This window comes from Amycolatopsis sp. VC5-11 (assembly GCF_037034185.1).
In the GTDB taxonomy this organism is placed as follows: Bacteria; Actinomycetota; Actinomycetes; order Mycobacteriales; family Pseudonocardiaceae; genus Amycolatopsis; species Amycolatopsis nivea.
This window is the reverse complement of record NZ_JBAGKF010000012.1, coordinates 234,988-256,776: the sequence shown is the minus strand read 5'-3', so window position 1 is coordinate 256,776 and position 21,789 is coordinate 234,988. Positions and strand designations below refer to the sequence as shown.

Below are 21,789 nucleotides of genomic sequence, written 5' to 3'. Positions count from 1 at the left end.
CGTTCGGGAATTTCCCACCGGGAAAGGCCGAACGCATCATCGACGGGTGATCCGCGCGCTGTCAACCGCCGACCGGGATGGCGCCCGTTCGTACTGCGTCACCGCCGGTTCGCTGCCTGTTTCACCGTCTTGATCACCGGTGCCGTTTCCACGTGGGTGACCGCGGGGAGCGCGGCGACGCTGGTGGTGAGGTAGCGGTACAGCTCTTGGTGGCTCGCGCACACCACCGTCGCGTACAGGTTGGTCGGGCCGGTGGTCGCGGCGGCGTACGCGACTTCCGGGTGCGCGGCGAGCGCGATGCCGGTTTCCTCCAGGGCCGCCGGGGCGACCGAAAGCCACAGCAGTGTCCGGATTCCCTTGCCGTACAACCGCCAGTCGAGGTCAAGGTCGAAGTACAGCACGTCCCGTTCGCGCAGTTCCGCCATGCGGCGGCGGACGGTGGTCGGGGACCAGCCGGTCGCGGCGGCGAGCTGTTCGAATCCGGCGCGGCCGTCGTCGGCGAGGGCGGCGAGGAGCTTGCGGTCGCCGTCGTCGAGTGTCGCCGGGCCGGGCCGGTGGGGGAGCGGTGGCGGGCGCAACCGGGCGACGGCGGCGTCGTCCAGAGTGCCGATTTTGGCGACCACGCTGTCGGAGCCGCCGTAGAACGCGTGCAGCACCGAATGCGCGGTGACGCCTTCGACGCGTGGCGTGCGGGGCAGTTTGGCCAGCAGCAACGCTTCGCTGTCGGCTGCGTTTTCGAGGCGGACCGTGCAGGTGATTTCGGTTCCGCCGGACGTCAGGCTCACCCACGCGGTGTCCGGCCGCCGCGCGAGGGCCTCGGCTACCGCGCCCGCCGCGGTGGGTGCGCACCGGATGCGCAGGAACCATTGCACCGCACCGGAAGCCGCCTCGTTGACGCCGCCGATGACCCGGACCGCTCCAGTCGACCGGAGCCGGGCGTAGCGGCGGGCGACGGTGCGATCCGACACGCCGAGTGCCTCGGCGATCGCGCTGAACGGAGCCCTGGGATCGATCTGCAGGGCGTGCACGAGCTGCCGGTCGAGATCGTCGTAGTCGGAATCCACCTTGTTAAGGGTACTCGTGTCGGAATCCGCCGCTATCCGGTCGCTTTGTGGTTTGCGGGCTCCTGGCGGGCCGAGAGTCGGTTCCGAACACCGACCCACGAGGGAGAGATCATGACTGCCGAGGTGCTTGTCGTCGGCGCCGGTCCGACCGGGATGACGATGGCGAACGAACTCCAGCTCGCCGGCGTGTCCTGTGTGCTGGCGGACCGGCTGCCGCGGGCCAGCGAACTGTCCAAGGCCGGCGGGCTGCAGTCCCGCACGCAGGAGGCGTTCGACCAGCGCGGCCTGCTCGAACCGCTGCTCGCCACCGGCGACTATCCGGTCACCACCGCGCATTTCGCGGGCACTCTGCTGCCGCTGGTCCGCGAGCGGCACCGGTTCCCGTGGCGGTCGGTCCCGCAGGTGGCGATCGAGGGATTCCTGGAGAAACACCTTGCCGCGCAAGGAATCCGGATCCGGAGAAACCACGAGCTGGTCGGTCTGGCCCAGGACGCGGACGGCGTCACCGCGACCTTCGCCGACGGTGCGGTGATCCGGGCCCAGTACCTGGTCGCCGCCGACGGCGGGCGCAGCACGGTCCGGAAGCTGCTGGGCGCGGAGTTCTCCGGCCGTCCGGGGACGGCGACGACGGTGGCCGCCGACGTGCGGCTGAGCGCCGAGGTCCCGATGCACACGATCACCCCGGAGGGCTACCGCGCACAGGTGTTCCCGCTCGGCGTCGACGCCGAGGGACGGCCGCTGCGCCGGCTCACGCTCGGCGGACCCGGCTGGTCGCTGGAACGGGACGTCCCGGTCACCGAGGACGAACTCCGCACCGGGCTGAAGACGGTCTTCGGTGACCGGGTGGAGCTGGTCGAAGTCCGCTACGCGCGCCGGATCACGAACGCCGCGCTGCAAGCCGCGCAGTACCGCCACGGCCGCGTTTTCCTCGCCGGCGACGCCGCGCATGTGCATCTTCCCCTTGGCGCGCAAGGGATGAACACCGGGATCCAGGACGCGATGAACCTCGGCTGGAAGCTCGCCGCGGCCGTGCGCGGCACCGCGCCCGAGGGGTTGCTCGACAGCTACCACGCGGAACGGCATCCGGTCGGCGCGGCGGTGCTGCGCAACGTTCAAGCGCAGTCGCTGCTCCTGGACGACGGCCCCGACTCGGCCGCGGCCCGGTCGTTGTTCGCGGATTTGGTGGGGCTGCCCGAAGTTCAGTATTTGCTGGACGACCTGTTGTCCGGCATGGGAATCCGCTACGCCGTCCCGGGCAGCGAGGACCATCCGCTGGTGGGGCTGCCCGCGCCCGGCCTCGGCCCGGAACTGCGAGCCGGACGCGGCGTTCTCGTGGACCCGGACGGACAATTCGGTGATCTCGCGACGCGGTGGGCGGACCGGGTGAACCGCGTTGAGACGGGTGCCGAAGCGATGCTGGTCCGTCCGGACGGATACGTGGCGTGGGCCGGTGATCCGGACGGTCTGGAGCCCGCGATTCGCCAGTGGTTCGGCGCGCCGGTGGGCTAGCGTGGCCGTCGTGCAGACGTGGCTGACCGACACCCGGACCTCGTACGACACCGTCGCCGCCAGCTACGCCGACCGCTTGCGCGACTCGATCGCCCGAAGCCCTTCGCTGCGCATGACGTTGGGATTGTTCGCCTCGCTGGTGCGGGAAACCGGTCCGGTGGCGGACGTCGGCTGCGGCACCGGGCACGTCACCGCACACCTGAACGGCCTCGGTCTGGACGCGTTCGGCCTCGACCTCTCGCCCGGCATGGTCGAGGTGGCGCGGCGGGACCACCCCGGACTGCGGTTCGCGGTCGGTTCGATGACCGCGCTTCCGCTGCCCGACGCTTCGATGGCCGGGCTCTTGTCGTGGTGGTCGCTGATCCACGTCCCGGACGACGAGGTGCCCACCGCCCTCGCGCAGTTCCACCGCGTGCTGCGGCCCGGAGCGCCGGTCGCGGTCGGCTTTCACGTCGGCGACGTGGCGCGGCTGAAGACGCAGGGGTACGGCGGGCATCCGATGCAGGTGCACGTCTATCGCCGGCGTCCCGCGCAGGTGTCGGAGTGGTTGCGCGAGGCCGGGTTCAGCGTCGAGGCGGAGTGGGTGGAGGAGCTGGACAGCGAAGTGCCGCAAGCGGTTGTCTACGCTCGCCGCTGAGTTCAGCCGAGGTCGAGTTTCGCCAGCCGCGGCAGCACGCCGTCGCGCCAGCCCGGGCCCATCCGCTCGCACGCGTCCGCCTGGCGTTTGTCGTCGAGGTCGAAGCCGGAGTGGTTCAGCAGGAGCCGGGTGCCCTGGCCCTCGGCGACGAGCGTCCAGGTGAGGGTCCAGTCGCCGTTGAAGGTGTAGACGAACTTCGACGGCGGCTCGGATTCGATGACCCGGCAAGGGATCGAGCCGAATCCGGGCATGTCCAGGTGGAACTCGTGGCCGACGTCCGGGCCGATGTCGCCCGGTGCCCACCACTTGGCGTGCAGTTCGGGATCGGTGAGCGCGCGCCAGACCTTTTCCGGCGCGGCGGCGATGAACTGGTCGACCGAGATGCTGCCGATCCGGGCGTACGTCACGGGGTTTCCTCCTCCAGCTGCTGCTGAGCCAGGAGAATCCGAGTTTCGTGTTCTCGTTGTGGGAGCACACCGCCAGAGGTTCCTTCGTGCGGGCAGCCGCGGCCGCCGCCGTCCGCGGAACCCGCCGGAGCAAAAGGAATTCATCGTGCACGGCATCTTCGTCGAGCACCAGCGCCACGTGGACGCGGCGAAAGAGGAAGCCGCGGAAAAGAGTCTCCGCGACGCCCGCGACTCCCGGCGCCCACGTCCAGGCGGCGGACAAGTCCTGAAGCTTCCTCGACCATTCGACGCGGCGACGCGGTGATGCCGTCCCCGCCGCGTTACTCGTCTCGCCGGGCCAGCACTCGCCGGGCGATGTCCCGGACGCGCTCCCGGTCGTCGTCCCGCACTGACTCGATGACCTGCCAGGAGAAGGTACTCCTGGAACAAGCAGTGGTCGGAGGCTGCCAGGGACGTGCGCAAACCTCGGGCGATCAGGTCCGCGACCCCGGGGAACTCGTCGAGAAAGCGCAAGTCCCCGTCCGGTCCGGGGCCGACTGCCAGGGCGAGCTCCTCGAACCGGCGGAACTCCTCGTCGGCGGACGTCATGGGCGGGTCACCTTCGCGGCCGAGGGTCTGGTGAGCGACCAACGCAGGAGAATCCGCGCGCCCGTCGCAAAGGTTTCCGGTTCCGACCCGATCGGGTCACCGGGCAACCCCTCGCCAGCCGACGCGTCTTGCTGTTGTCACCGCGAAGCTGCCGAAAGGACGTCCTCCCCATGCACCTCCGCCGATGGGCCGTCCTGGCCTCCGCCGCCGCCCTGATCGCCGTCGCGGCAGCGGCTCCGGCAGCGGCGGTGATCGGCGGTTCGGTCAGCCATTACGGACCGTGGGCGGTGCGGATGCTGGTCGACGGCAAGCCCGAATGCACCGGTACCGCGATCAGCCGGGAGTGGATCATCAGCGCCGACCACTGCTTCGCCGAGGCCGCGCAGCCCATCGCCGATTCCCGGATCGAGTTCCGCGTCGGCAATCTCGACCAGCGGCTCGGCACCGTGGTCAAGCCGGTCCCGGGGAGCCGCGACAACCACACGCTCGCCGACCTCATGCTGATCAAGGTCACCCCGATGGACGTCACCCCGGCGAAGCTGCCGACCGGCGGACCGGTGCGGCCGGGCGAGACGGTTCGGCAGCTCGGCTGGGGCGCGACCTGCACCGGCGACGAGAACAGCTGCCAATCCGACGTGCTCAAGCAGGTGGACGCGAAGGTCATCGACCCCGACGACCCGCGCTGCGAGGGCATGACCGTCTCCGGCGGCACCGATTTCTGCGCGCTGACCACGACCGGCGTCACGGCGGGCGGCGACTCCGGCGGTCCGGTCATGTCCACCGTCGATCGCGACACGCTGGTGGGGGTCACCAGCAAATCCGACCGCAGCAGCCTCGCGGCCGACGGCGACGTCTTCGGTCAGCTGGACTGGATCAAGAAGACCATCAAGGGCTGACCGTCAGAACGGCGCTCCGGAGGGCGCGCACCGCCTCGTCGCGCGCGCCGGTCAGGGCGGGGGAGTCCGTGGCGCGCGGGGCGCGAAGTGGGACATGGCGCGGCAGTTGTGCGAAGCGGTCTGACACCGCGTCGAGCACGTCGGGGCCCCAGGGACCGCCCAGCACGATGAGTTCCGGGTCGGACACCGTCACCAGAGCGAGCAGCACGCCGCAGATCGCCTCGGCGAGGGTGTCGAGGACGTCGTCGGATTTGATCGCGGTCCGCAGGGCGGCGACGTCGATCGTGGTCGAATCCGGTTGGCGGACACCGAGATCCGCGAAGACGTCGATGAACGTCGTCGCCTGACCGTCGGCGCCGCGCGTGAGGACGTGCGCGATTTCTCCGGCGAGACCGGCGTGCCCCCGCCGCACTTCGCCATCGGCGACGACCGCGCAGCCGAGACCTTCGCCGAGGAAGAGGTAGGCGAAATCGCCGGCGGCCTGTTCGGTGCGGGCGGCCCAGTTGACGTCGTTGTCCACGGTGACCGGGCCCGCCACCACCGGCGCGAGGACGTCGGCGGGGGAGAGTTCTCCGAGCAGGAACGGGGAATCGGGCAGGTGGACGAGTTTCCCGGTGGCCCGGTCGACCGGATCGGCGGCGCTGACGACCGCGAGCCGGAGCGGTCCCGCGTCGGCGGCGACCCGGGCGGCGGCCTTGCGCAGCGCCTGGGCGACCTTCCGCGGACGCACCGGGCGGCCGAGGTCTTCGACGTGCCGGGCGAGCACCTCGCCGAAAACGTCGACGGCTTCGGCGACCGCGCCGTCGTGGCCGATGCTCACGACCAGGGCTGTGCCGAGGTCGTCGGCCAGTGCGTAGTAGGTGCCGACGCGGCCGCGGCCGGTGGTGCGTTCGCCGGTGTCGCGCAGCAGGCCGGCCTCGGCGAGCCGGGCGACGCTGTCGCCGACCGCGGGCTTGGAAATGCCGGTGCGGGCGGCGATTTGCGCGCGCGTCAGCTGCCGTTCGGCGAGCAGCGCCCGCAGGACGTGCTCGTCGGTCAGCGACCGGAGCAGGTCGAGGGAGGGCTTGGCCGGGGTCATCGGCGCGAGTCTAGCCGATTTAGTCAGGAGTGTTGCCTGAATCCGCGCGGGCGCCTTACCGTCGAATCAGTAAGGAGCCCTTCCTGAATGGAGCGAGCGCTATGCAGCTTCCCCCGTTGCCGCACTGGGAGACCGCGCCGGACGACCTCCCGGCCGCGATTCGCGAGACCAAAACCGCGCTGCGGGCGCGGATCGAGGCGTCCGGGCGCACCGTGGAAGAGGTGTTCGCGGTGATCGAGGCTCGCGTCGCCGCCGCGGTCGAGGAGATCGAGGCGGAGAAAGCGCGCGGCGAGGAGATCTGGCCGGTGCTGGAGTACGCCGACATCGAGGCGGGCCGGGTCTCCGAAGACGACCTGCACCGGATCCGGAAGCGCGGCTGCCTGATCGTGCGCGGGCACTTCCCGCGCGAACAGGCGCTGGCGTGGGACAAGGGGATCGTCGACTACGTCGAGGGCAACCGGTTCTTCGAGAACTACCGCGGTCCCGGCGACAACTTCTTCGGCAGCCTCGTCTCCCGGGCCGGGATCTACCCGATCTACTGGTCGCCGGCGCAGATGGAGGCGCGGCAAAGCGACCGGATGGCGCGCGTGCAGGCGTTCCTCAACGCGCGGTGGAAGTCGGAATCCGACGGTGTCCGGTGGTTCGACCCGGGCCGGGATTCGCTGTACCCGGACCGCATCCGCCGCCGTCCGCCGGGCGCGGATTCCGGCGGTCTCGGCTCGCATCTCGACCCGGGCACGCTCGACCTGTGGATGACCGAGGCGTACCAGCGGGCGTTCCGGCATCTGTTCGACGGCACCGTCGAGTCCTACGATCCGTGGGACGCCGCGCACCGCACGGCCGGGCCGCAGTTCGAGGGTTCGACGATGTGCTCGGTTTTCCGCACTTTCCAGGGCTGGACCGCGCTGTCGGACATGAAACACGACCAGGGCGTGCTGCACGCGGTGCCGATTCCGGAGGCGATGGGCTACCTGATGCTGCGCCCGCTGCTGGCCGACGTGCCCGAGGACGACATGTGCGGCGTCCTGGTGAACCACGTGTTCGCGGCCAGCGAGAAGTGGCATTCCTTGCTGCTGCGGGCTTCCAGCGGCATTCCGGACGTACGGGCCGGGGATTCCGTGTGGTGGCACTGCGATCTGATCCACAGTGTCGCGCCGGTGAAGAACCAGCAGGGCTGGGGCAACGTCATGTACATCCCGGCCGCGCCGTGGTGCCCGCGGAACGAGGCGTACGCCGGGGCGGTGCGGGAGGCGTTCGAGACCGGTTCCAGCCCGTCGGACTTCCCGCCCGAGCACTACGAGCGCTCCTGGCCGGACCGGTTCGCCCCGGAACAGCTGAACGCGACTGGACGGCGCGGCCTCGGGATCGGGTGAAAGCGGTCTAGTCCATTCGGGGCGTCAGGGACGTTCAGGCCAAGACGCGCCGATGCTGGCGGTCCCGCCCGTGGCGATGTCCAGAAACGCTTGAGTCGCCGCGGTAATCGGCCCAGACCGGTAGATCAGCCACTGCGGGAGCGTCTCCGGCGGCGAAAACCGGAGCACTTCCGCACCGGCCCGGCGGGCCAGTCCCGCCCAGCCGTCCGGCATCAGGCTCGCGCCGATCCCGCGCAGCACCATCGGCAGCACCACGCTCCGGTCGCCCACCTCGGCCGCGATCGACAGGTCCGGCACGGTCGCCGCGAGCCGGTCGAAGAAGCCGCGCACCGCGGTCGGCGACGTGGTGACCACGAACTGCATCCCGCTGAGTTCAGCCCGCTCCACGGCCCCGTCCGAGCCGATTTCCGTACCGGGCGGGGCGACCAGCAGCAGCTCCTCGTCCCGCAGGTGGTGCGCGATCAGACCCGGCCCGACCGGGCGTTCCGCGCTCCCGCACACCCCGGCCTCGCACCGGCCCTGCACCACCATCGCGACCACCTCGGCCGCCGACAACGCCGCCGACGTGCTCACCAGCACGCCCGGATACCGCGTGCGCATCTCGGCGACGATGCTGATCACCGGCTCCAGCGCGGACGACGACGTGGCCGCGACGTCGATCCGCCCGGCCGGCCCGTCGCCCGCCATCCGCGCGGCGGCGCGCAGGGCGTCCAGGTCGCGCAACACCAGCCGGGCGCGTTCGGCGAGCAGTTCGCCGGCGTTCGACAGCACCGCGTTGCGCCCGACCCGGTGGAACAGCTCGACGCCCAGGTCCTGTTCCAGCTTCGCGATCGCCCGAGACAACGACGGCTGCGCCACCCGCAACGCCCTCGCCGCGTGCGTGAACCCGCCGTGCTCGGCGATCGCGACGAAGTACTCCAGCTGGCGGCGTTCCATAGCGATACGCTATCGGACTGGTGTCTCAGATGTCTTTGACGTACCGCCAGCCCGCGCGCGACGATAGGGCCCATGGTCCAGACGCGCCCGACGTTGCAGGGCACCTTCGGCATGGTGTCGTCCACCCACTGGCTCGCCTCGGCGGCCGCGATGGCGGTTCTCGAGGACGGCGGCAACGCCTACGACGCGGCGGTCGCGGGCGCGTTCGTGCTGCACGTCGTCGAACCGCACCTCAACGGGCCGGGCGGCGAGGTGCCGATGATCCTCGCCCCGGCAGGCGGCGCGCCCAAGGTGCTGTGCGGGCAGGGGCCTGCGCCGGCCGGAGCGACGATCGAGCACTACACCTCGCTCGGCCTGGACCTCGTCCCCGGCACCGGCCCGCTCGCCGCCGCGGTGCCCGGCGCGGTCGAGGCGTGGCTGCTCCTGCTGCACGACCACGGCACGAAGTCGTTGCGCGAGGTCCTCAAGTACGCCATTCACTACGCGGCGGACGGCCATCCGGCGGTCGAGCGCGTCGGCGCGACGGTGGAGACCGTTCGCGAACTGTTCGAGAACGAATGGACGACGTCGGCCGAGCTGTACTTGCCCGGCGGGGTCGCGCCGAAACCCGGTGGGCTGCTGAAGAATCCCGCGCTCGCCGAGACCTGGCGACGGCTGATCGCCGAAGCGGAGGCGGCCGGGAGCGACCGGGAAGCGCAGATCGAGGCGGCGCGGAAGGCGTGGCGCGAGGGGTTTGTCGCGGAAGCGCTCGCCGCCTTCGCCGCGAAACCGGCGATGGACTCGTCCGGCGAACGGCACGCGGGCACCCTCACCGCCGACGACATCGCCGCGTTCCGGCCGACCTATGAGGACCCGGTCACCTGCACCTGGAACGGCTGGACCGTCGCGAAAGCCGGGCTGTGGAGCCAAGGTCCGTCCTTCCTGCAGCAACTCGCGCTCCTGCCGGACGAGCTGGACTACGCGACGCCGGAGTACTACCACCGGCTCATCGAGGGCACGAAGCTCGCGATGGCCGACCGCGAGGCCTGGTACGGCGACAGCGCGGAAGTGTCCGTCGAGGCGCTGCTTTCCCCGGACTACACCGAGTCCCGGCGCAAGCTGATCGGCGAGCGCGCGTCCTTCGACCTGCGGCCGGGCAGCCCGGAAGGCCGCACGCCCCGCTTGAGCCGGCACGTGCACTACGTCGCGGGCGGCGGGGTCACCGCGTCGGCGATCGGGGCGGGGGAGCCGACCGTCGCGAAGGACGGCCTGACCCGCGGCGACACCTGCCACCTCGACGTCGTCGACCGCTGGGGCAACATGATCGCCGCGACCCCGAGCGGCGGCTGGCTGCAGTCCAACCCGGTGGTGCCGGAGCTGGGTTTCCCGCTCGGCACCCGGTTGCAGATGGCGTGGCTCGACCCGGGCCTGCCGAACTCGCTCGCCCCGGGCAAACGGCCGCGCACCACGCTCTCGCCGTCGCTCGCCCTGCGCGACGGCGTCCCGGTGATGGCGTTCGGCACCCCCGGCGGCGACCAGCAGGACCAGTGGAACTTCCACTTCTTCCTCGGTACCGCACTGCGCGACAAGGTCCGCGGCGGCCTCGATCTGCAAGGCGCGATCGACGCGCCGAACTGGCACACCGACAGCTTCCCGAGTTCGTTCTACCCGCGCGGCATGGCGGCGGGCAGCGTGACTGTGGAGTCGCGGATCGGCGCGGAGGTGATCGCCGCGCTGGAAAGCCGGGGGCACGACGTCACGGTCGGCGAGCCTTGGTCGGAGGGGCGGCTGTGCGCGGTGGCGAAGGACCCGGAAACCGGGGTCCTGTCGGCGGCCGCGAACTCGCGCGGGGCGCAGGGGTACGCCGCGGGGCGGTAGCGGGGATTGACAAGCGCTGTCCCGAAAAGGACAGCGTTTGTCAGTGCTTTCGGCAGATTTACAACGTTGTATCGCGGTGCCACACTGAGGTCGCTCGGTTTCTTCTTTCCCGTGTCCGGTAGCCGACCGAAAGAAGCTGTCGATGTCCTCCTCCGCATCTCCCCGCGAAGTCAGCCGCCGCGCCGCCCTGCGCTGGGCGGGCACCGGCGCGGCCGCCGCGGTCGCGCTCCGGTGCCTTCCGGAACTGGTCCAGTCCACCGCCGCCGCGGCTCCGGCGGGCACGCTGCGCCCGCCCGCGACGCCGCTCGTGGTGCGCTCGCCGTATCTCTCGACCTGGCAGGCCGCGGACACCCTGCCCGGCACCTGGTCGACGTTCTGGAACGGGCACATCACCGCGCTGTGCGGCATCGCCCGCATCGACGGCACCGCGTACGTGTTCGCCGGTGCGCCGCAGCTGCCGTCCGGTCCGAGCCTGACCCCGATGACGCAGAACTCCTTGCAGGTCACCGCGACCCGCTCGATCTACGAACTCACCGGCGGCGGCGTGACCCTCACCGTCACCTTCTTCTCGCCGGTCGACCCCGGCAACCTCCAACGGCAATGCGTACCGTTCGGCTACGTCACCGTCGCCGCCGCGAGCACCGACGGCCGGGCCCATAGCGTTTCGCTGCATTTCGACTCGTCGGCGGAGTGGCTGCAATGGGATGCGGCCACTCCGGTCGGCTGGCAGCACCAGGAATCCGGCGGCATCACCTCGCTGAGCGTCCAGGCCGCTTCGCCGACTGCGCTCGCCGAGGACGGACACGACCAGCCGCGCTGGGGTTCGCTCGTGCTCGCGGCGCCTTCGGCCGGGGTGACCTGGCAGATCGGGCAGGACACGGTCGCGCGCGCGGCGTCGGCGAACGGGGGAACGCTGCCCGGGACGAGCGATCCGGACCAGCCAAGAGCGATCAACGACCGCTGGCCGGTTCTCGCGTTCGCCAAAGACCTGGGCACGATCCAGCCGGGCGCGGCGGCCGATCCGCTGGTGGTGGCGATCGGGCACGTCCGGACGCCCGCGGTCAGCTACCTCGGTGCGCAGCTGGCGCCGTGGTGGACGCATTACTGGTCCTCCTGGCAGGACATGGTCGCGTGGTTCCATGCCGACTACCCGGCCGCGCTCGCCGCCGGGATCGCGCTGGACCAGCGGATCGACAGCGAAGCGTCCGCCGCGGCCGGCGACCATTACGCGGCGATCTGCGCGCTCGCCCTGCGCCAGGCGTTCGGCGGCACCGAACTGGTCGACCGGAACGGCTCGCCGTGGGCGTTCCTGAAGGAGATCTCGTCCAGCGGCAACGTGTCCACAGTGGACGTGATCTATCCGGCGCTGCCCGGCTACCTCCATCTCTCGCCGGATTTCGTGCGGCTGCTGCTGGAACCGGTGCTGGATTACGCGGAGCACGGCGGCTGGCCGATGACGTTCTCGGAACACGACATCGGCGCGTCCTATCCGAACGCGGCCGGGCACAACGACGGCAACGAGGAAAGCATGCCGGTCGAGGAATCGGCGAACATGCTCATCATGTCCGCCGCGGTCGCGCAGCGCCAGGATTCCTCGGCGGCGAAGGCGTTCGTCAGCGCTCACTACGGAATTCTGCGGCAATGGGCCGAATACCTGGTGGGCAACACTCTCGATCCGGGAAACCAGAATCAGACCGACGACTTCACCGGCTGGATCGCGCACAGCGCCAACCTCGCGTTGAAAGGCATCATCGGCGTCGGCGCGATGGCCGTTCTCGCCGATGTCACCGGAAATTCCGCCGATGCCCTGCGGTACCGCTCGATTTCGCGGTCGTACATCAGCCAATGGACGACCTTGGCCGACGACGGCTCGCACCTGCGGATGGCTTATGACCAGCCGGGCACCTGGAGCCTGAAGTACAACGGTTTCGCGGACCGGCTGCTGGGCCTCGACCTGGTACCGCTCGGCACTGCCACCCGGGAAGCAGCCTGGTATCAGTCGAAACGAGGCGCGCACGGTGTTCCGCTGGACCTCCGTCACGACTACACCAAAGCCGACTGGGAGTTGTGGACAGCCGCTTGGCTGACTGACCACACCGACATCCGCACGACGCTTGTCGAAGGCGTCTACAGTTTCGCCAATACCACTGGTTCGCGGGTTCCGTTCTCAGACTGGTACTTCGTCGCCGACGCCCGGCAATCCGGCTTCCAAGCACGCCCGGTCGCTGCTGGATACTTGGCCTTGCTGCCGCGCCCAGCCATCTCGACGACGTCGTGGCGGCGAATCCAGAACCAGCGATCCGGGAAACTGCTGGCGGTGCAGGACATGTCGCTTTCGGACACTGCCGAGGTGACGCAATGGCAGGACAACGGCACGGTCGATCACGTGTGGACAGTCGTGGACAGCGGTGACGGAACGGTGCGGATCATGAACCGCAACAGCGGCAAAGTGCTCGCGGTGCACGACCAGAGCCTGGACAACGGTGCGCACGTGCAGCAGTTCCAGGACAACGGAACGCCGGATCACCTGTGGCGCATCGTGGACGCGGGCGGCGGCTGGTGGAAACTGGTGAATGTCCACAGTGGAAAGGTGATGGCGGTCGACCAGCAGTCCACTGCGGACGGTGCACAAGTGACTCAGTGGGACGACAACGGGACGCCGGATCACCTGTGGCGGTTCATCTGAGCCGGCTTACCGGGAGACGGAAGCGGCGGAATCCGTGTATCGCGCGCGAAGCTCTCGCTTGAGCAGCTTCCCGGTGGCATTGCGCGGAAGCTCGTCCACCACCTCCACCCGGCGGGGACACTTGAAAGCGGCGATCCTTTCGCGGCAATAAGCGATCACCGCGTCCCCGTCGAGCGAGTCTCCGGCGGGAACCACCACCGCGATCACGGTTTCGCCCCACTGCGGATCCGGCGCACCGATCACCGCGACGTCGGCGATGTCCGGATGCCGGTGCAGCACCTGCTCGACCTCGATCGGGTAAACGTTCTCGCCGCCGGAAATGATCATGTCCTTCTTGCGGTCCACCAGCGTCACGAAACCGTCGGCGTCGCTGCGGGCCAGGTCGCCGGAATGGAACCAGCCGCCGCGCAGGGTTTCGGCGCTCGCTTCGGGCAGGCCCCAATAACCGGCGAAGACGTTCGGGCCGCGCAGCACCAGTTCGCCGACCGTCCCGATGGGCACGTCGTCGTCGCGTTCGTCCACGATCCGCGCCTCGACGTGCAGGAAGGGCCGTCCGACGGACCCGGCGTGCGAGCGCACGAACGCCGATTCCAGCACCAGCGCGGCGGGGGAGAGCTCGGTCATCCCGAAACCCTCCACAAAGGTCAGTCCTTTGCCCTCGTAGAATTCGATCACCGGCAGCGGGCACGGCGCGCCGCCGCACAGCAGATACCGCAGTCGCGACAGGTCGTAGGAATCGAAATCCGGGACCTGCGTCATCGCCGCCCACATCGCGGGCACCATGAAGTGGACGGTGACCTTCTCCCGCTCGATCAGCGCGAGTGTCTCTTGTGGATCGAACTTGCCCGCGACCACCACGGTGCCGCCCGCGTACAGCAGCGGCAGGGTGAACAGCGCCAGCCCGCCGATGTGGAAAAGCGGGGCGACCGTCAGCGTGATGTCCGAGGGGAGGATGCCTTCCCCGGAGGTGAGCACGTTGATCGCGTTCGCCTCGAGGTTGCCGTGCGTGAGCATGGCGCCCTTGGGTCGCCCGGTGGTGCCGGAGGTGTACATCAGCACCGCGACGTCGTCCGGCCCGGTCGGTTCGGGCGCGACACGCCCCTCCTGGGCGAGTTCGCTGTTGTTGACCAGCGTCCGAGCGCCGGAGGCCTCCTTCGCGAGCGCGGCGAAGGTGTCGTCGTGCACCACGACCACCGGCCGGGCGTCGTCGAGCAGATACTCGACTTCGGCCGCCGCGAGCCGGAAGTTGATCGGCAGCGTGATCGCGCCGAGCCATGCCACCGCGAAAAGCGTTTCGAGGTAGCCGGTGGAATTCAATCCGAGCAAGGCCACCCGGTCGCCCTTGCGCACGCCCAGTTCGCGCAGCGCCGCCGCTCGCCCCGCGACCCGGCGTTCGAGATCGGCGTACGTGATCCGCTCGCCGGTCTCGGCGGCCACGAGCGCGACCGACTCGGGGGTGACGGTGCTGCGCCGGGCAATCCACTGCGCCAAGCTCGATGCCATGCCGAGACTCCTTCGTCGCCGGGGACCACGACGAAGGTAACCGTACGGACGGTCAGTGGTCAAACCTTCGGTTACAGTGGGCCGATGCCACCCAAAGGCCGCGCCGGGGACATCCTGGCGACGTTCACCCGCTACGTCGCCGAACGCGGGTACGACGCCACGAACTTCTCCGACATCGCCGGTGAACTGGGGCTGTCGAAGGGCACGATCGTGCACCACTTCGGCACGAAGGACCGGCTGCTCGCCGCGCTGCACGAGTCGTACATGCGCCGCAGGCTCGCCGAGGCCGCGCTGATCCGCGACCGCCTCCCGACCCCGACCCGGCAACTGGCCGGGCTGCTGTACGCGTTCGTGCTGTACCAAGTGGTGGACCGGGAGGCGACCGTCGCGTTCCAGCGCGAGGTCGTCCGGCTAGCCGACCACGAAGCGATGGCCGAGGGCCGCCGGATGCGCGCGGAATACCTCGACCTGGTGCGGGCGGTGCTGTCCGCGGGCGTCGAGTCGGGGGAGTTCCGCGCGTGCGACGTCGAGGTGCAGAGCCTGCTGATCTTCGGCTCGGCGCAATGGGCATGGACATGGTTCGACCCGACCGGCCCGGTGTCGGCGGAGCAGGTGGGCGCGCAGCTGGTCGAGCTGGTACTGGGCGGACTGTTGACGCGCCGCGCCCGGCTCAACGGGCTGACCGAGGCGGACGGCAAGGTGGTTCAGGTGGTGCGTCAGTCCATTGCGGACACTACCGGATCCTGAGCCGCCGCATCATCTTCAGTCCGGACAGCATTCCTTCTACGTACTTCTCGTACTTCTGCCCCGGCCGCGGGCTCATCACCGGCTTCTTCAGCACTGCCAGATTCTGCACGTCGGTGTACTTCAACAGCCCCTGATCCCCGTGCCGGGCACCGACTCCGGACGTCTTCACGCCACCGGACGGAGTTCCCTTGGCGGCGTACGCCGTCGCCAGGCTGTCGTTCACGTTGACGTTGCCCGTCTCCAACCGGGTCGCCACCGCGGAAGCTGCGCGAAGGTCCTTGCCCCACACCGAAGCATTCAGCCCGTAATCGGTGTCGTTGGCCAATTCGACGGCCTCGTCCACCGTCCGGTACCGATGCAAGGCCACCACCGGGCCGAACGTTTCGGTGACCCCGCACAGCATGTCCTTCGTGACGCCTTCCAGAATGGTCGGCTCGAAGAACGCCGGGCCGAGATCCGGCCGGGGACGGCCGCCGCACAGGACGGTGGCTCCCTTTTCGACCGCATCGTCCACATGGGACTTGACCCGGTTCATGTGGTCCACCGAAACCAGCGAACCCATTTCCGGGCCGAAATCGTACGCGGCCCGCACGTCGAGCGAAGAAGCCTTGGCCACAAAGGCTTCCTTGAATTCCTCGTAGCGCGACTCCGGCAGGTAGATCCGCTCGATGTGCATGCAGATCTGCCCGGTGTTCCCGAACGCGCCGAACACCGCGCCCGGAACCGCGTCCGCGAAATCGGCGTCCGGCAGCACGATCATCGGGTTCTTGCCGCCGAGTTCGAGACAGCAGCCGATGAGGTTCCGGCCGGCCTGCTCGCCGATCACCTTCCCGGTGGCGGTGGAGCCGGTGAACATGACGTAGTTCGCCTGGTCGATGAGCGTCGGACCGACGTCCGGGCCCTCGCCGCACACGACCTGGAACAGGCCCCGCGGCAGCCCGGCTTCTTCGAGCAGTTGCACGCCGTACAGCGGCGAAAGCGCGGTCTTGTTGTCCGGCTTCAAGACCACCGCGTTGCCCGCCATCAGCGCTGGGATAGCGTCGGAAATACCGGTAGCGAAAGGGAAATTCCACGGCGCGATGATCCCGACCACGCCCTTGGGCACCCGGATCTCGGTCGAGGACGACACGAGCGGCACCGGTCCGCCGCGCCGCGTCGGAGCCAGGAGTTTGGGCGCGCGTCGCAGATAATGGCTCATGATCATCGGCGGATCGCACGTTTCCTCGATCGCCATCCGCCGGTTCTTGCCGCTTTCGACCTGGATCAGGTCGGCGATCGTCCGTGCGCGGTCGATGAACAGCGAATGCGCGCGCCGGAACACCGCGAGCCGCTGTTTGAGCGGCGTCGCGGCCCATTTCTTCTGCGCCGTCCGCGCGGTGGCGAACGCCTGCTCGATGTCCGAGGGCGTCGATTGCGGCAAGTCCACCAGGACGTCGCCGGTGTAGACCTCGGTGAGCGGCCACACCGCGCCGCCCGAACCCGGCACGCGCGCGACCAGCCCGCGGAGGAATTCATCAGTCGCCGAAGCCGGGCGGGTGGGCCGGACCGGGGTGAGGGTCATGGGTCTCGCGCTCCCGTCAGTTGCCGGAAAGGACCAGCTGCGCGCCCATTTCGCCGATCATGATGCAGGGCGCGTTGGTGTTGCCGCCGGTGATCGACGGCATGATCGAGGCGTCGCAGACCCGCAGCCCGTCGACCCCGCGCACCTTGAGGTCGGGCCCGACGACGGCCAGGTCGTCCACGCCCATCCGGCAGGTGCCGACGCCGTGGTAGACCGACGTCGCGCGATTGAGGATCGCGTCGCGCAGTTCCTGGCCGCGCAGCTGCTTGCCCGGGTGGATCTCCTCGTTGACCGAGCCCTTGAACGCCTTCGACGCGAAGATCTCGCGCACCATCTCGGATCCCTCGCCGAGCACCTCGAGGTCGGCCGGGTCGGAGAGGTACTGCGGGTCGATCAGCGGCGCCGCGGCCGGATCCGCCGAGGCGAGCCGGATCGTGCCGCGGCTCTTCGGGTAGATCAGCGTGGTGAGCACGGTCAGCGCCGGCCGCTTGTCGACCGGATGCCGGACCGGCGCGTCCTGGTTCGGCGACACGTACGCCCACGGCAGCAGGTGCAGCTGCAGGTCCGGGACGTCCGCGGCCTGCGACGTCTTGAGGAACGCGAGCGCCTCGAACACCGAGTTCGCCAGGAACGTCGAACCCGGCTTGAGCAGCTCGCGGGCCATCCCGCGGGCGAAATACGGTGCGGTGCCCTTGTTCTTGCACGACGAGACCTGGAACGTCAGCGCGTGGAACATGTGGTCGTGCAGGTTGTCGCCGACCGGCAGATCGGCGAGCACGTCGATGCCGTGCTCCTTGAGGTGCTCGGCGTGCCCGATCCCGGACAGCATCAGCAGCTGCGGCGACCCGACGAACCCGGCGGCGAGGATGACCTCCTTGCCCGCCCGGACCGTGCGGCGCGTGCCGTTGGCGTCGGTCACCTCGACGCCGGTCGCGCGCCCGTTCTCGATCACCACTTTCCGCACGAACACCCGGGACTGGATCTCGAGCGTCCGGGGCGCGAGGTGGTGCAGGTAGCCGCGCGAGGCGCTGTAGCGCAGGCCGTCGGCAGCGTTCTGCTGCATCCGGCTGACGCCCTCCTGGGATTCGCCGTTGTAGTCGTCGATGATGTCGCAGCCGATCGCGTCGGCCGTCGCGTCGAGGAACTGCAGCGTGCCTTCCTGCGGGATCTTGTTGCGGGTGATCTTGATCGGCCCGCCCGCGCCGCGGAAGGCGTTCTCGCCGTCCTCGAAGTCCTCCATGCGCTTGTACGCGGCGTTGACGCTGTCGGCGTCCCAGCCGGTGTTGCCCTCGGCCGCCCAGGAGTCGAAATTCGCCCGGTTGCCGCGGACGTAGACCATCCCGTTGACCGAACTGGAGCCGCCGAGCACCTTCCCGCGCGGCACCGGCATGCGCCGATCGAGAACATGTTTCTGCGGCACCGAGTAGAAGCCCCAGTCGCTCATTTTCTTGAGCTGGGGCACCGCGTGCAACGGGGCGACCAACCCCGGCTTGCGCAACAGCAGCTGCTCGTCGCTCTTGCCTGCTTCGAGCACGATCACGCTGGCCCCGGACTCCGCGAGCCGCCCGGCGACGGCAGCCCCCGAGCTGCCCGACCCGACGACCACGTAGTCGGCTTCGCTCTTCCGGGCCACCCTGGCTGCCATGTCCGCTCCTCGTCCCGCGCCCCGCCGAAACTGTAACCTGTTCTAGTTCAGGCACGGTATAGCTTTCCCGCCGACCGCGCAACGCCTCGCACGCGGACCTGATTGACTTGCCCCCATGGGGACCGAGGAAGCGAACCGCCGCATCGACGCCGCGCTCGCCGCCGGGGAGACGACGCTGGATCTGCAGGGGCTGCAGCTGACGGAAGTCCCGCGGCGGGTGGCGGAGATCGGCGGTCTCGAGAAGCCGGAGGCCGACCGGGACCGGCTCGTCGAGCTGCCGTGCTCGCTGGCAGGTCTCGGGCCCGCCGAATTGCTCGCCGACAGCAACCGGCTGGCGGAGCTGCCTGCCTCGCCGGCACGATGCCCGGACCCCGCGTGAGCGGCCTTGCTCCGTTCGGTGCGACCCCGCGCACACTGACTGCGCAAACCAGGCGATAGCGGACACCCCGGACGCTCGGGCGATTGACGACCGGCCGGACACCGCCGTACGGTGCTGCTCGCGCGACGGCTTCCCGAAGCCGGTGAGATTCCGGCACGGTCGCGCCACTGTGTGCCCATCCCGGGCGAGTCAGGTCGAGGAGCCGTCGTCAGGTCCACCCGCAAGGGACGCGTCATCCCGAAGGAGAGCCATGGCCACCATTCCGGCCGACCGGTCCACCCCGGTCGTTCTGCCCGTGTCGAAAGCCGCGCTGCTGCTCGGCGCCACCATCGTCGGCGCGCTGCTGCTGTACTACTTCGTCGGCGTCGACCAGGGCGCGGTCTCGATCTTCGGCAGCGACACGCACGTGCACGAGTTCGTCCACGACGCGCGGCACTTCCTCGGCTTCCCCTGCCACTGACGCGCCCGGAACGGACAACCGAACAATGCAGAACAAGCTGATTCTGCGCGGCCTCCTCGCCGGAGCGCTGGGCGGATTGCTGGCGTTCGTCTTCGCCCGGATCTTCGCCGAACCGCTGACCCAGGCGGCCATCGACTACGAATCCGGCCGCGACGAGGCGCAGATGGCGCTCGACAAGGCCGCCGGGATGCCGACCGAGCACGAGGGGCACGAGATTTTCAGCCGTGCCGTGCAGGGCAACCTCGGCATCGGGCTCGGCATGGTGCTCTTCGGCGTCGCGATGGGCCTGCTGTTCGCGGTGACGTACACCGTGCTGCTGGGCCGCGTCGGCCGGATCCGTGCTCGGGTGCTGGCGGTGCTCGTGGCCGGGGCCGGATTCCTGTCGCTGTACCTCGTGCCGTTCCTGAAATACCCGGCCAACCCGCCGGCGATCGGGCACGAAGCGACCATCGGCGCGCGCACCGGGCTGTACCTGGCGATGGTCGTCGCGTCGGTGATCTTCCTGGTCGCGGCCGTCGTCGCGGGCAAGCGGCTCGCGCCGAAGCTGGGCAACTGGAACGCGACGCTCGTCGCGGGCGCCGGGTTCGTGGTGCTGTGCGCGCTGCTGATGGCGGTGCTGCCCTCGCTGGGTTCACTGGCGAGCAACGTCGCCGAGTACGGCCCGCAGACCAGCGAAACCCCGCTGCCGCTCAAGGGTCCCGACGGCCAGATCGTGTACCCCGGATTCCCCGCCGACACGCTCGTCGGGTTCCGGCTGTACTCGGTGCTGGCGCAGGTCATCCTGTGGGGGACCATCGCGCTCGTGTTCGGCCCACTCGCCGAACGCGTGCTCGACCGCGGGCGCGCGGTTACCGTCGAGGCGTGAACCCGCTGACCGGACTGGGCCCGTTCTTCGCCGTCGACACGCATTCGGCCGAGGAACCGGCGGAGCCGTGGCGTCCGTTGTCCGAGGTCCTGGACGACGGCCCGGTGCTGCGCGAACGCGTCGCGCAGAACCGGGCCGTACTCGGCGGCGATTTCGTGGAACTGCGGGTCGCGGCGTCGATCGCGCATCTCGGGCTGGCGGCGCGGATCATCTCGCCCGCGCTGGGTCTCGCGGTCGGTGCGGGGGCGGTGCCGGATTACTCGACGGCGTGGTGGCAGCCGAAGCTCGGCGGTGCCTTTCCGTTGTCGTTGAAGGAAAACCCGCCGGTTGAGTCCGATGTGGTCAGTGCCTTCGCATCGCGGGTCTTGCGCGGTCCGTTGGCACGGTTGGACGAGGCGATGGCGCAGTTCTCGCTGGCGCGGAACGTCCGGCGGGGGAACGTGGCGTCGGCGCTGAACGGGGCGGTGACGGTGCTGCGGTCCGAGCGTCCGGAGTGGACTGACCGGGTTGCCGGAATTGTCGCCGCGCTGGAGGAATTGCCGGAACTTTCCGGTACCGCGACCCGGGAGAACGGCCGATTCCGTCGCCGCAGCTGCTGTCTTTTCTATCGGGCGGCCCCGGACCGCGACGGCCCGAAATGCGGGGATTGCGTGCTGGTCTGAACTGCGCCGAATGCCGAAAACCTCCCGGTGACCCTGCAATCGAGACCTGCGCGAGGAACACTCGGGGAGGAGAGCATCGGGAGGCAGCCATGCGCAGGTATCGCAACTACTGGACCTACAGCGTCGGGCTGCTCGTCGCGTGGGGGCTCGTCTTCCTGCTCACCGGCCTGCTCCGCGGCGGACACGAGGTGCAGCTCGTGCTGCCGGTGTTCGGCGGCTTCTGCATCGGCTGGGTCAGCACGACCATCGCGCGGTACGTCTACCCGCCGCCGAAGCAGTGGCTGAGCTGACCTGTCTCCCGGTCTCCGGGACGAGTGCCGCCGCTGTGCCGTCGTGGTCCATAAGCTCGGCCCGGTGTTCTTCTTCATCGCACTGACCGGCCGTTCGAGGAAACGCGGGTGATCCCCGTGGCGGAGTGGATCGCGCTGCACGATCTTGTGCATCGTTACGCCGCGCGCGTCGACGAGCGGGATTTCGCGGGCGTCGCCCAGTTGTTCGGCGACGACGGAGTGCTCGTCCTGCCGAATCCGCCGCGCGACTTCGGTCCGGTCCGGGAACATCGCGGTCCCGAAGGCGTGGTTGCCGTCCTGTCCGTCCTTGAGGAGGTGTCCCTGACCGCACACGGCGTCACCGGCGTCGTCTTCGACCCCGGCGATCACCCCGCCACCGCGCGCGGACGGGTCACCTGCGTCGCCCACCACGTCAGTCCGCGTGACGGCCGATTCTCCGACGCGGTGTGGCACCTCCACTACCTCGACCGCTACGCGAAAACCGGCGGCGAATGGCGGTTCGCGCGCCGCGAGGTGCACCTCGATCTGATCGGAACCCGGGAGGTCCGCGCGACCCGCCTCGGCCGGTGAGCTGCGCCGAGTCACCCGAACGGGCGGACCCGCCAGGGGCGGCGACGTGACGGTTTTGCCCGGAAACTGCGTAAGG

Annotated in this window: 21 protein-coding genes; 14 read left to right on the top strand and 7 right to left on the bottom strand. The window is 69.6% G+C overall.

What is annotated here, in order from left to right; translation table 11 throughout:
• Positions 1-98 precede the first annotated feature (98 nt).
• Positions 99-1,064, bottom strand: coding sequence for an Lrp/AsnC family transcriptional regulator (locus tag WA670_RS30810; RefSeq protein WP_336159641.1), 966 nt, complete (start codon positions 1,062-1,064; stop codon positions 99-101).
• Between the two features lie 111 nt (positions 1,065-1,175).
• Between WA670_RS30810 and WA670_RS30805 the strand changes: the two genes are divergently transcribed.
• Together WA670_RS30805 and WA670_RS30800 are read left to right on the top strand one after the other, a co-directional pair.
• A complete protein-coding gene (locus WA670_RS30805) occupies positions 1,176-2,573 on the top strand; it encodes an FAD-dependent monooxygenase (RefSeq protein ID WP_336159640.1) in 1,398 nt (465 codons plus the stop codon).
• Position 2,574: 1 nt separating this feature from the next.
• Positions 2,575-3,210 carry a class I SAM-dependent methyltransferase gene (locus tag WA670_RS30800; RefSeq protein WP_336159639.1) on the top strand — a complete coding sequence of 212 codons (636 nt, stop codon included), beginning with the start codon at positions 2,575-2,577 and terminating at the stop codon, positions 3,208-3,210.
• Between the two features lie 2 nt (positions 3,211-3,212).
• Here WA670_RS30800 and WA670_RS30795 read toward each other — a convergent pair whose 3' ends face one another.
• Entirely contained in the window at positions 3,213-3,617 is a 405-nt protein-coding gene (locus WA670_RS30795) for an SRPBCC family protein (RefSeq protein WP_238607052.1), read from the bottom strand.
• Positions 3,618-3,762: 145 nt separating this feature from the next.
• Between WA670_RS30795 and WA670_RS30790 the strand changes: the two genes are divergently transcribed.
• Together WA670_RS30790 and WA670_RS30785 are read left to right on the top strand one after the other, a co-directional pair.
• Entirely contained in the window at positions 3,763-3,921 is a 159-nt protein-coding gene (locus WA670_RS30790) for a hypothetical protein (protein ID WP_336159638.1), read from the top strand.
• A 454-nt stretch (positions 3,922-4,375) separates the two neighbouring features.
• On the top strand, positions 4,376-5,101 hold the full coding sequence (locus WA670_RS30785; protein ID WP_336159637.1) for a S1 family peptidase: 726 nt from the start codon (positions 4,376-4,378) through the stop codon (positions 5,099-5,101).
• On the opposite strand, the gene WA670_RS30780 is transcribed toward WA670_RS30785, so the two are convergent.
• Positions 5,091-6,179, bottom strand: a complete 1,089-nt coding sequence (locus WA670_RS30780) for an ROK family transcriptional regulator (protein WP_336159636.1) — start codon at positions 6,177-6,179, stop codon at positions 5,091-5,093. The two genes, WA670_RS30785 and WA670_RS30780, sit on opposite strands and share 11 nt — an antisense overlap.
• Positions 6,180-6,280: 101 nt before the next feature.
• Between WA670_RS30780 and WA670_RS30775 the strand changes: the two genes are divergently transcribed.
• Positions 6,281-7,552 (top strand): YbiU family protein, encoded by a 1,272-nt coding sequence (locus WA670_RS30775; RefSeq protein ID WP_336159635.1) that lies wholly within the window; start codon positions 6,281-6,283, stop codon positions 7,550-7,552.
• Positions 7,553-7,576: 24 nt separating this feature from the next.
• Here WA670_RS30775 and WA670_RS30770 read toward each other — a convergent pair whose 3' ends face one another.
• Positions 7,577-8,488, bottom strand: a complete 912-nt coding sequence (locus WA670_RS30770) for a LysR family transcriptional regulator (RefSeq protein ID WP_336159634.1) — start codon at positions 8,486-8,488, stop codon at positions 7,577-7,579.
• 72 nt (positions 8,489-8,560) lie between these two features.
• Between WA670_RS30770 and WA670_RS30765 the strand changes: the two genes are divergently transcribed.
• On the top strand, positions 8,561-10,345 hold the full coding sequence (locus WA670_RS30765) for a gamma-glutamyltransferase family protein (protein ID WP_336159633.1): 1,785 nt from the start codon (positions 8,561-8,563) through the stop codon (positions 10,343-10,345).
• A gap of 142 nt (positions 10,346-10,487) precedes the next feature.
• Positions 10,488-13,031: a glutaminase domain-containing protein gene (locus WA670_RS30760; protein WP_336159632.1), complete on the top strand. Its 2,544-nt coding sequence runs from the start codon at positions 10,488-10,490 to the stop codon at positions 13,029-13,031.
• Between the two features lie 6 nt (positions 13,032-13,037).
• Here WA670_RS30760 and WA670_RS30755 read toward each other — a convergent pair whose 3' ends face one another.
• Positions 13,038-14,534 carry an acyl-CoA synthetase gene (locus WA670_RS30755; protein WP_336159631.1) on the bottom strand — a complete coding sequence of 499 codons (1,497 nt, stop codon included), beginning with the start codon at positions 14,532-14,534 and terminating at the stop codon, positions 13,038-13,040.
• An 84-nt stretch (positions 14,535-14,618) separates the two neighbouring features.
• Here WA670_RS30755 and WA670_RS30750 point away from each other — a divergent pair, with 84 nt between their 5' ends.
• Positions 14,619-15,281: a TetR/AcrR family transcriptional regulator gene (locus WA670_RS30750; RefSeq protein WP_037820122.1), complete on the top strand. Its 663-nt coding sequence runs from the start codon at positions 14,619-14,621 to the stop codon at positions 15,279-15,281.
• Here the strand turns inward: WA670_RS30750 and WA670_RS30745 are convergent.
• On the bottom strand, positions 15,268-16,842 hold the full coding sequence (locus WA670_RS30745) for a succinic semialdehyde dehydrogenase (RefSeq protein WP_336159630.1): 1,575 nt from the start codon (positions 16,840-16,842) through the stop codon (positions 15,268-15,270). The two genes, WA670_RS30750 and WA670_RS30745, sit on opposite strands and share 14 nt — an antisense overlap.
• 16 nt (positions 16,843-16,858) lie before the next feature.
• Positions 16,859-18,487, bottom strand: a complete 1,629-nt coding sequence (locus WA670_RS30740) for a GMC family oxidoreductase (protein ID WP_037820124.1) — start codon at positions 18,485-18,487, stop codon at positions 16,859-16,861.
• A gap of 115 nt (positions 18,488-18,602) precedes the next feature.
• Here WA670_RS30740 and WA670_RS30735 point away from each other — a divergent pair, with 115 nt between their 5' ends.
• The 6 genes from WA670_RS30735 to WA670_RS30710 all read left to right on the top strand — a co-directional run bounded on the left by WA670_RS30735 (position 18,603) and on the right by WA670_RS30710 (position 21,713).
• Positions 18,603-18,866 carry a hypothetical protein gene (locus tag WA670_RS30735; protein WP_336159629.1) on the top strand — a complete coding sequence of 88 codons (264 nt, stop codon included), beginning with the start codon at positions 18,603-18,605 and terminating at the stop codon, positions 18,864-18,866.
• Between the two features lie 250 nt (positions 18,867-19,116).
• Positions 19,117-19,326: a CbtB domain-containing protein gene (locus tag WA670_RS30730; protein WP_037820126.1), complete on the top strand. Its 210-nt coding sequence runs from the start codon at positions 19,117-19,119 to the stop codon at positions 19,324-19,326.
• A gap of 25 nt (positions 19,327-19,351) precedes the next feature.
• Positions 19,352-20,191, top strand: coding sequence for a CbtA family protein (locus WA670_RS30725; RefSeq protein WP_336159628.1), 840 nt, complete (start codon positions 19,352-19,354; stop codon positions 20,189-20,191).
• Entirely contained in the window at positions 20,188-20,853 is a 666-nt protein-coding gene (locus tag WA670_RS30720) for a (2Fe-2S)-binding protein (RefSeq protein WP_336159627.1), read from the top strand. The genes WA670_RS30725 and WA670_RS30720 overlap by 4 nt, the downstream gene beginning before the upstream one ends.
• Before the next feature lie 89 nt (positions 20,854-20,942).
• Positions 20,943-21,143, top strand: a complete 201-nt coding sequence (locus tag WA670_RS30715; RefSeq protein ID WP_037820131.1) for a hypothetical protein — start codon at positions 20,943-20,945, stop codon at positions 21,141-21,143.
• A gap of 108 nt (positions 21,144-21,251) precedes the next feature.
• Complete coding sequence (locus WA670_RS30710; protein WP_336159626.1) at positions 21,252-21,713, top strand: nuclear transport factor 2 family protein; 462 nt, start codon at positions 21,252-21,254, stop codon at positions 21,711-21,713.
• Positions 21,714-21,789 lie beyond the last annotated feature (76 nt).

Bases quoted from the DNA above. Each gene is read 5' to 3' on its own strand.
- WA670_RS30805 (WP_336159640.1), top strand. From the start codon at position 1,176: ATGACTGCCGAGGTGCTTGTCGTCGGCGCCGGTCCGACCGGGATGACG.
- WA670_RS30785 (WP_336159637.1), top strand. From the start codon at position 4,376: ATGCACCTCCGCCGATGGGCCGTCCTGGCCTCCGCCGCCGCCCTGATC.
- WA670_RS30780 (WP_336159636.1), bottom strand. From the start codon at position 6,179: ATGACCCCGGCCAAGCCCTCCCTCGACCTGCTCCGGTCGCTGACCGAC.
- WA670_RS30775 (WP_336159635.1), top strand. From the start codon at position 6,281: ATGCAGCTTCCCCCGTTGCCGCACTGGGAGACCGCGCCGGACGACCTC.
- WA670_RS30770 (WP_336159634.1), bottom strand. From the start codon at position 8,488: ATGGAACGCCGCCAGCTGGAGTACTTCGTCGCGATCGCCGAGCACGGC.
- WA670_RS30765 (WP_336159633.1), top strand. From the start codon at position 8,561: ATGGTCCAGACGCGCCCGACGTTGCAGGGCACCTTCGGCATGGTGTCG.
- WA670_RS30760 (WP_336159632.1), top strand. From the start codon at position 10,488: ATGTCCTCCTCCGCATCTCCCCGCGAAGTCAGCCGCCGCGCCGCCCTG.
- WA670_RS30755 (WP_336159631.1), bottom strand. From the start codon at position 14,534: ATGGCATCGAGCTTGGCGCAGTGGATTGCCCGGCGCAGCACCGTCACC.
- WA670_RS30750 (WP_037820122.1), top strand. From the start codon at position 14,619: ATGCCACCCAAAGGCCGCGCCGGGGACATCCTGGCGACGTTCACCCGC.
- WA670_RS30745 (WP_336159630.1), bottom strand. From the start codon at position 16,842: ATGACCCTCACCCCGGTCCGGCCCACCCGCCCGGCTTCGGCGACTGAT.
- WA670_RS30740 (WP_037820124.1), bottom strand. From the start codon at position 18,487: ATGGCAGCCAGGGTGGCCCGGAAGAGCGAAGCCGACTACGTGGTCGTC.
- WA670_RS30735 (WP_336159629.1), top strand. From the start codon at position 18,603: ATGGGGACCGAGGAAGCGAACCGCCGCATCGACGCCGCGCTCGCCGCC.
- WA670_RS30730 (WP_037820126.1), top strand. From the start codon at position 19,117: ATGGCCACCATTCCGGCCGACCGGTCCACCCCGGTCGTTCTGCCCGTG.
- WA670_RS30725 (WP_336159628.1), top strand. From the start codon at position 19,352: ATGCAGAACAAGCTGATTCTGCGCGGCCTCCTCGCCGGAGCGCTGGGC.
- WA670_RS30715 (WP_037820131.1), top strand. From the start codon at position 20,943: ATGCGCAGGTATCGCAACTACTGGACCTACAGCGTCGGGCTGCTCGTC.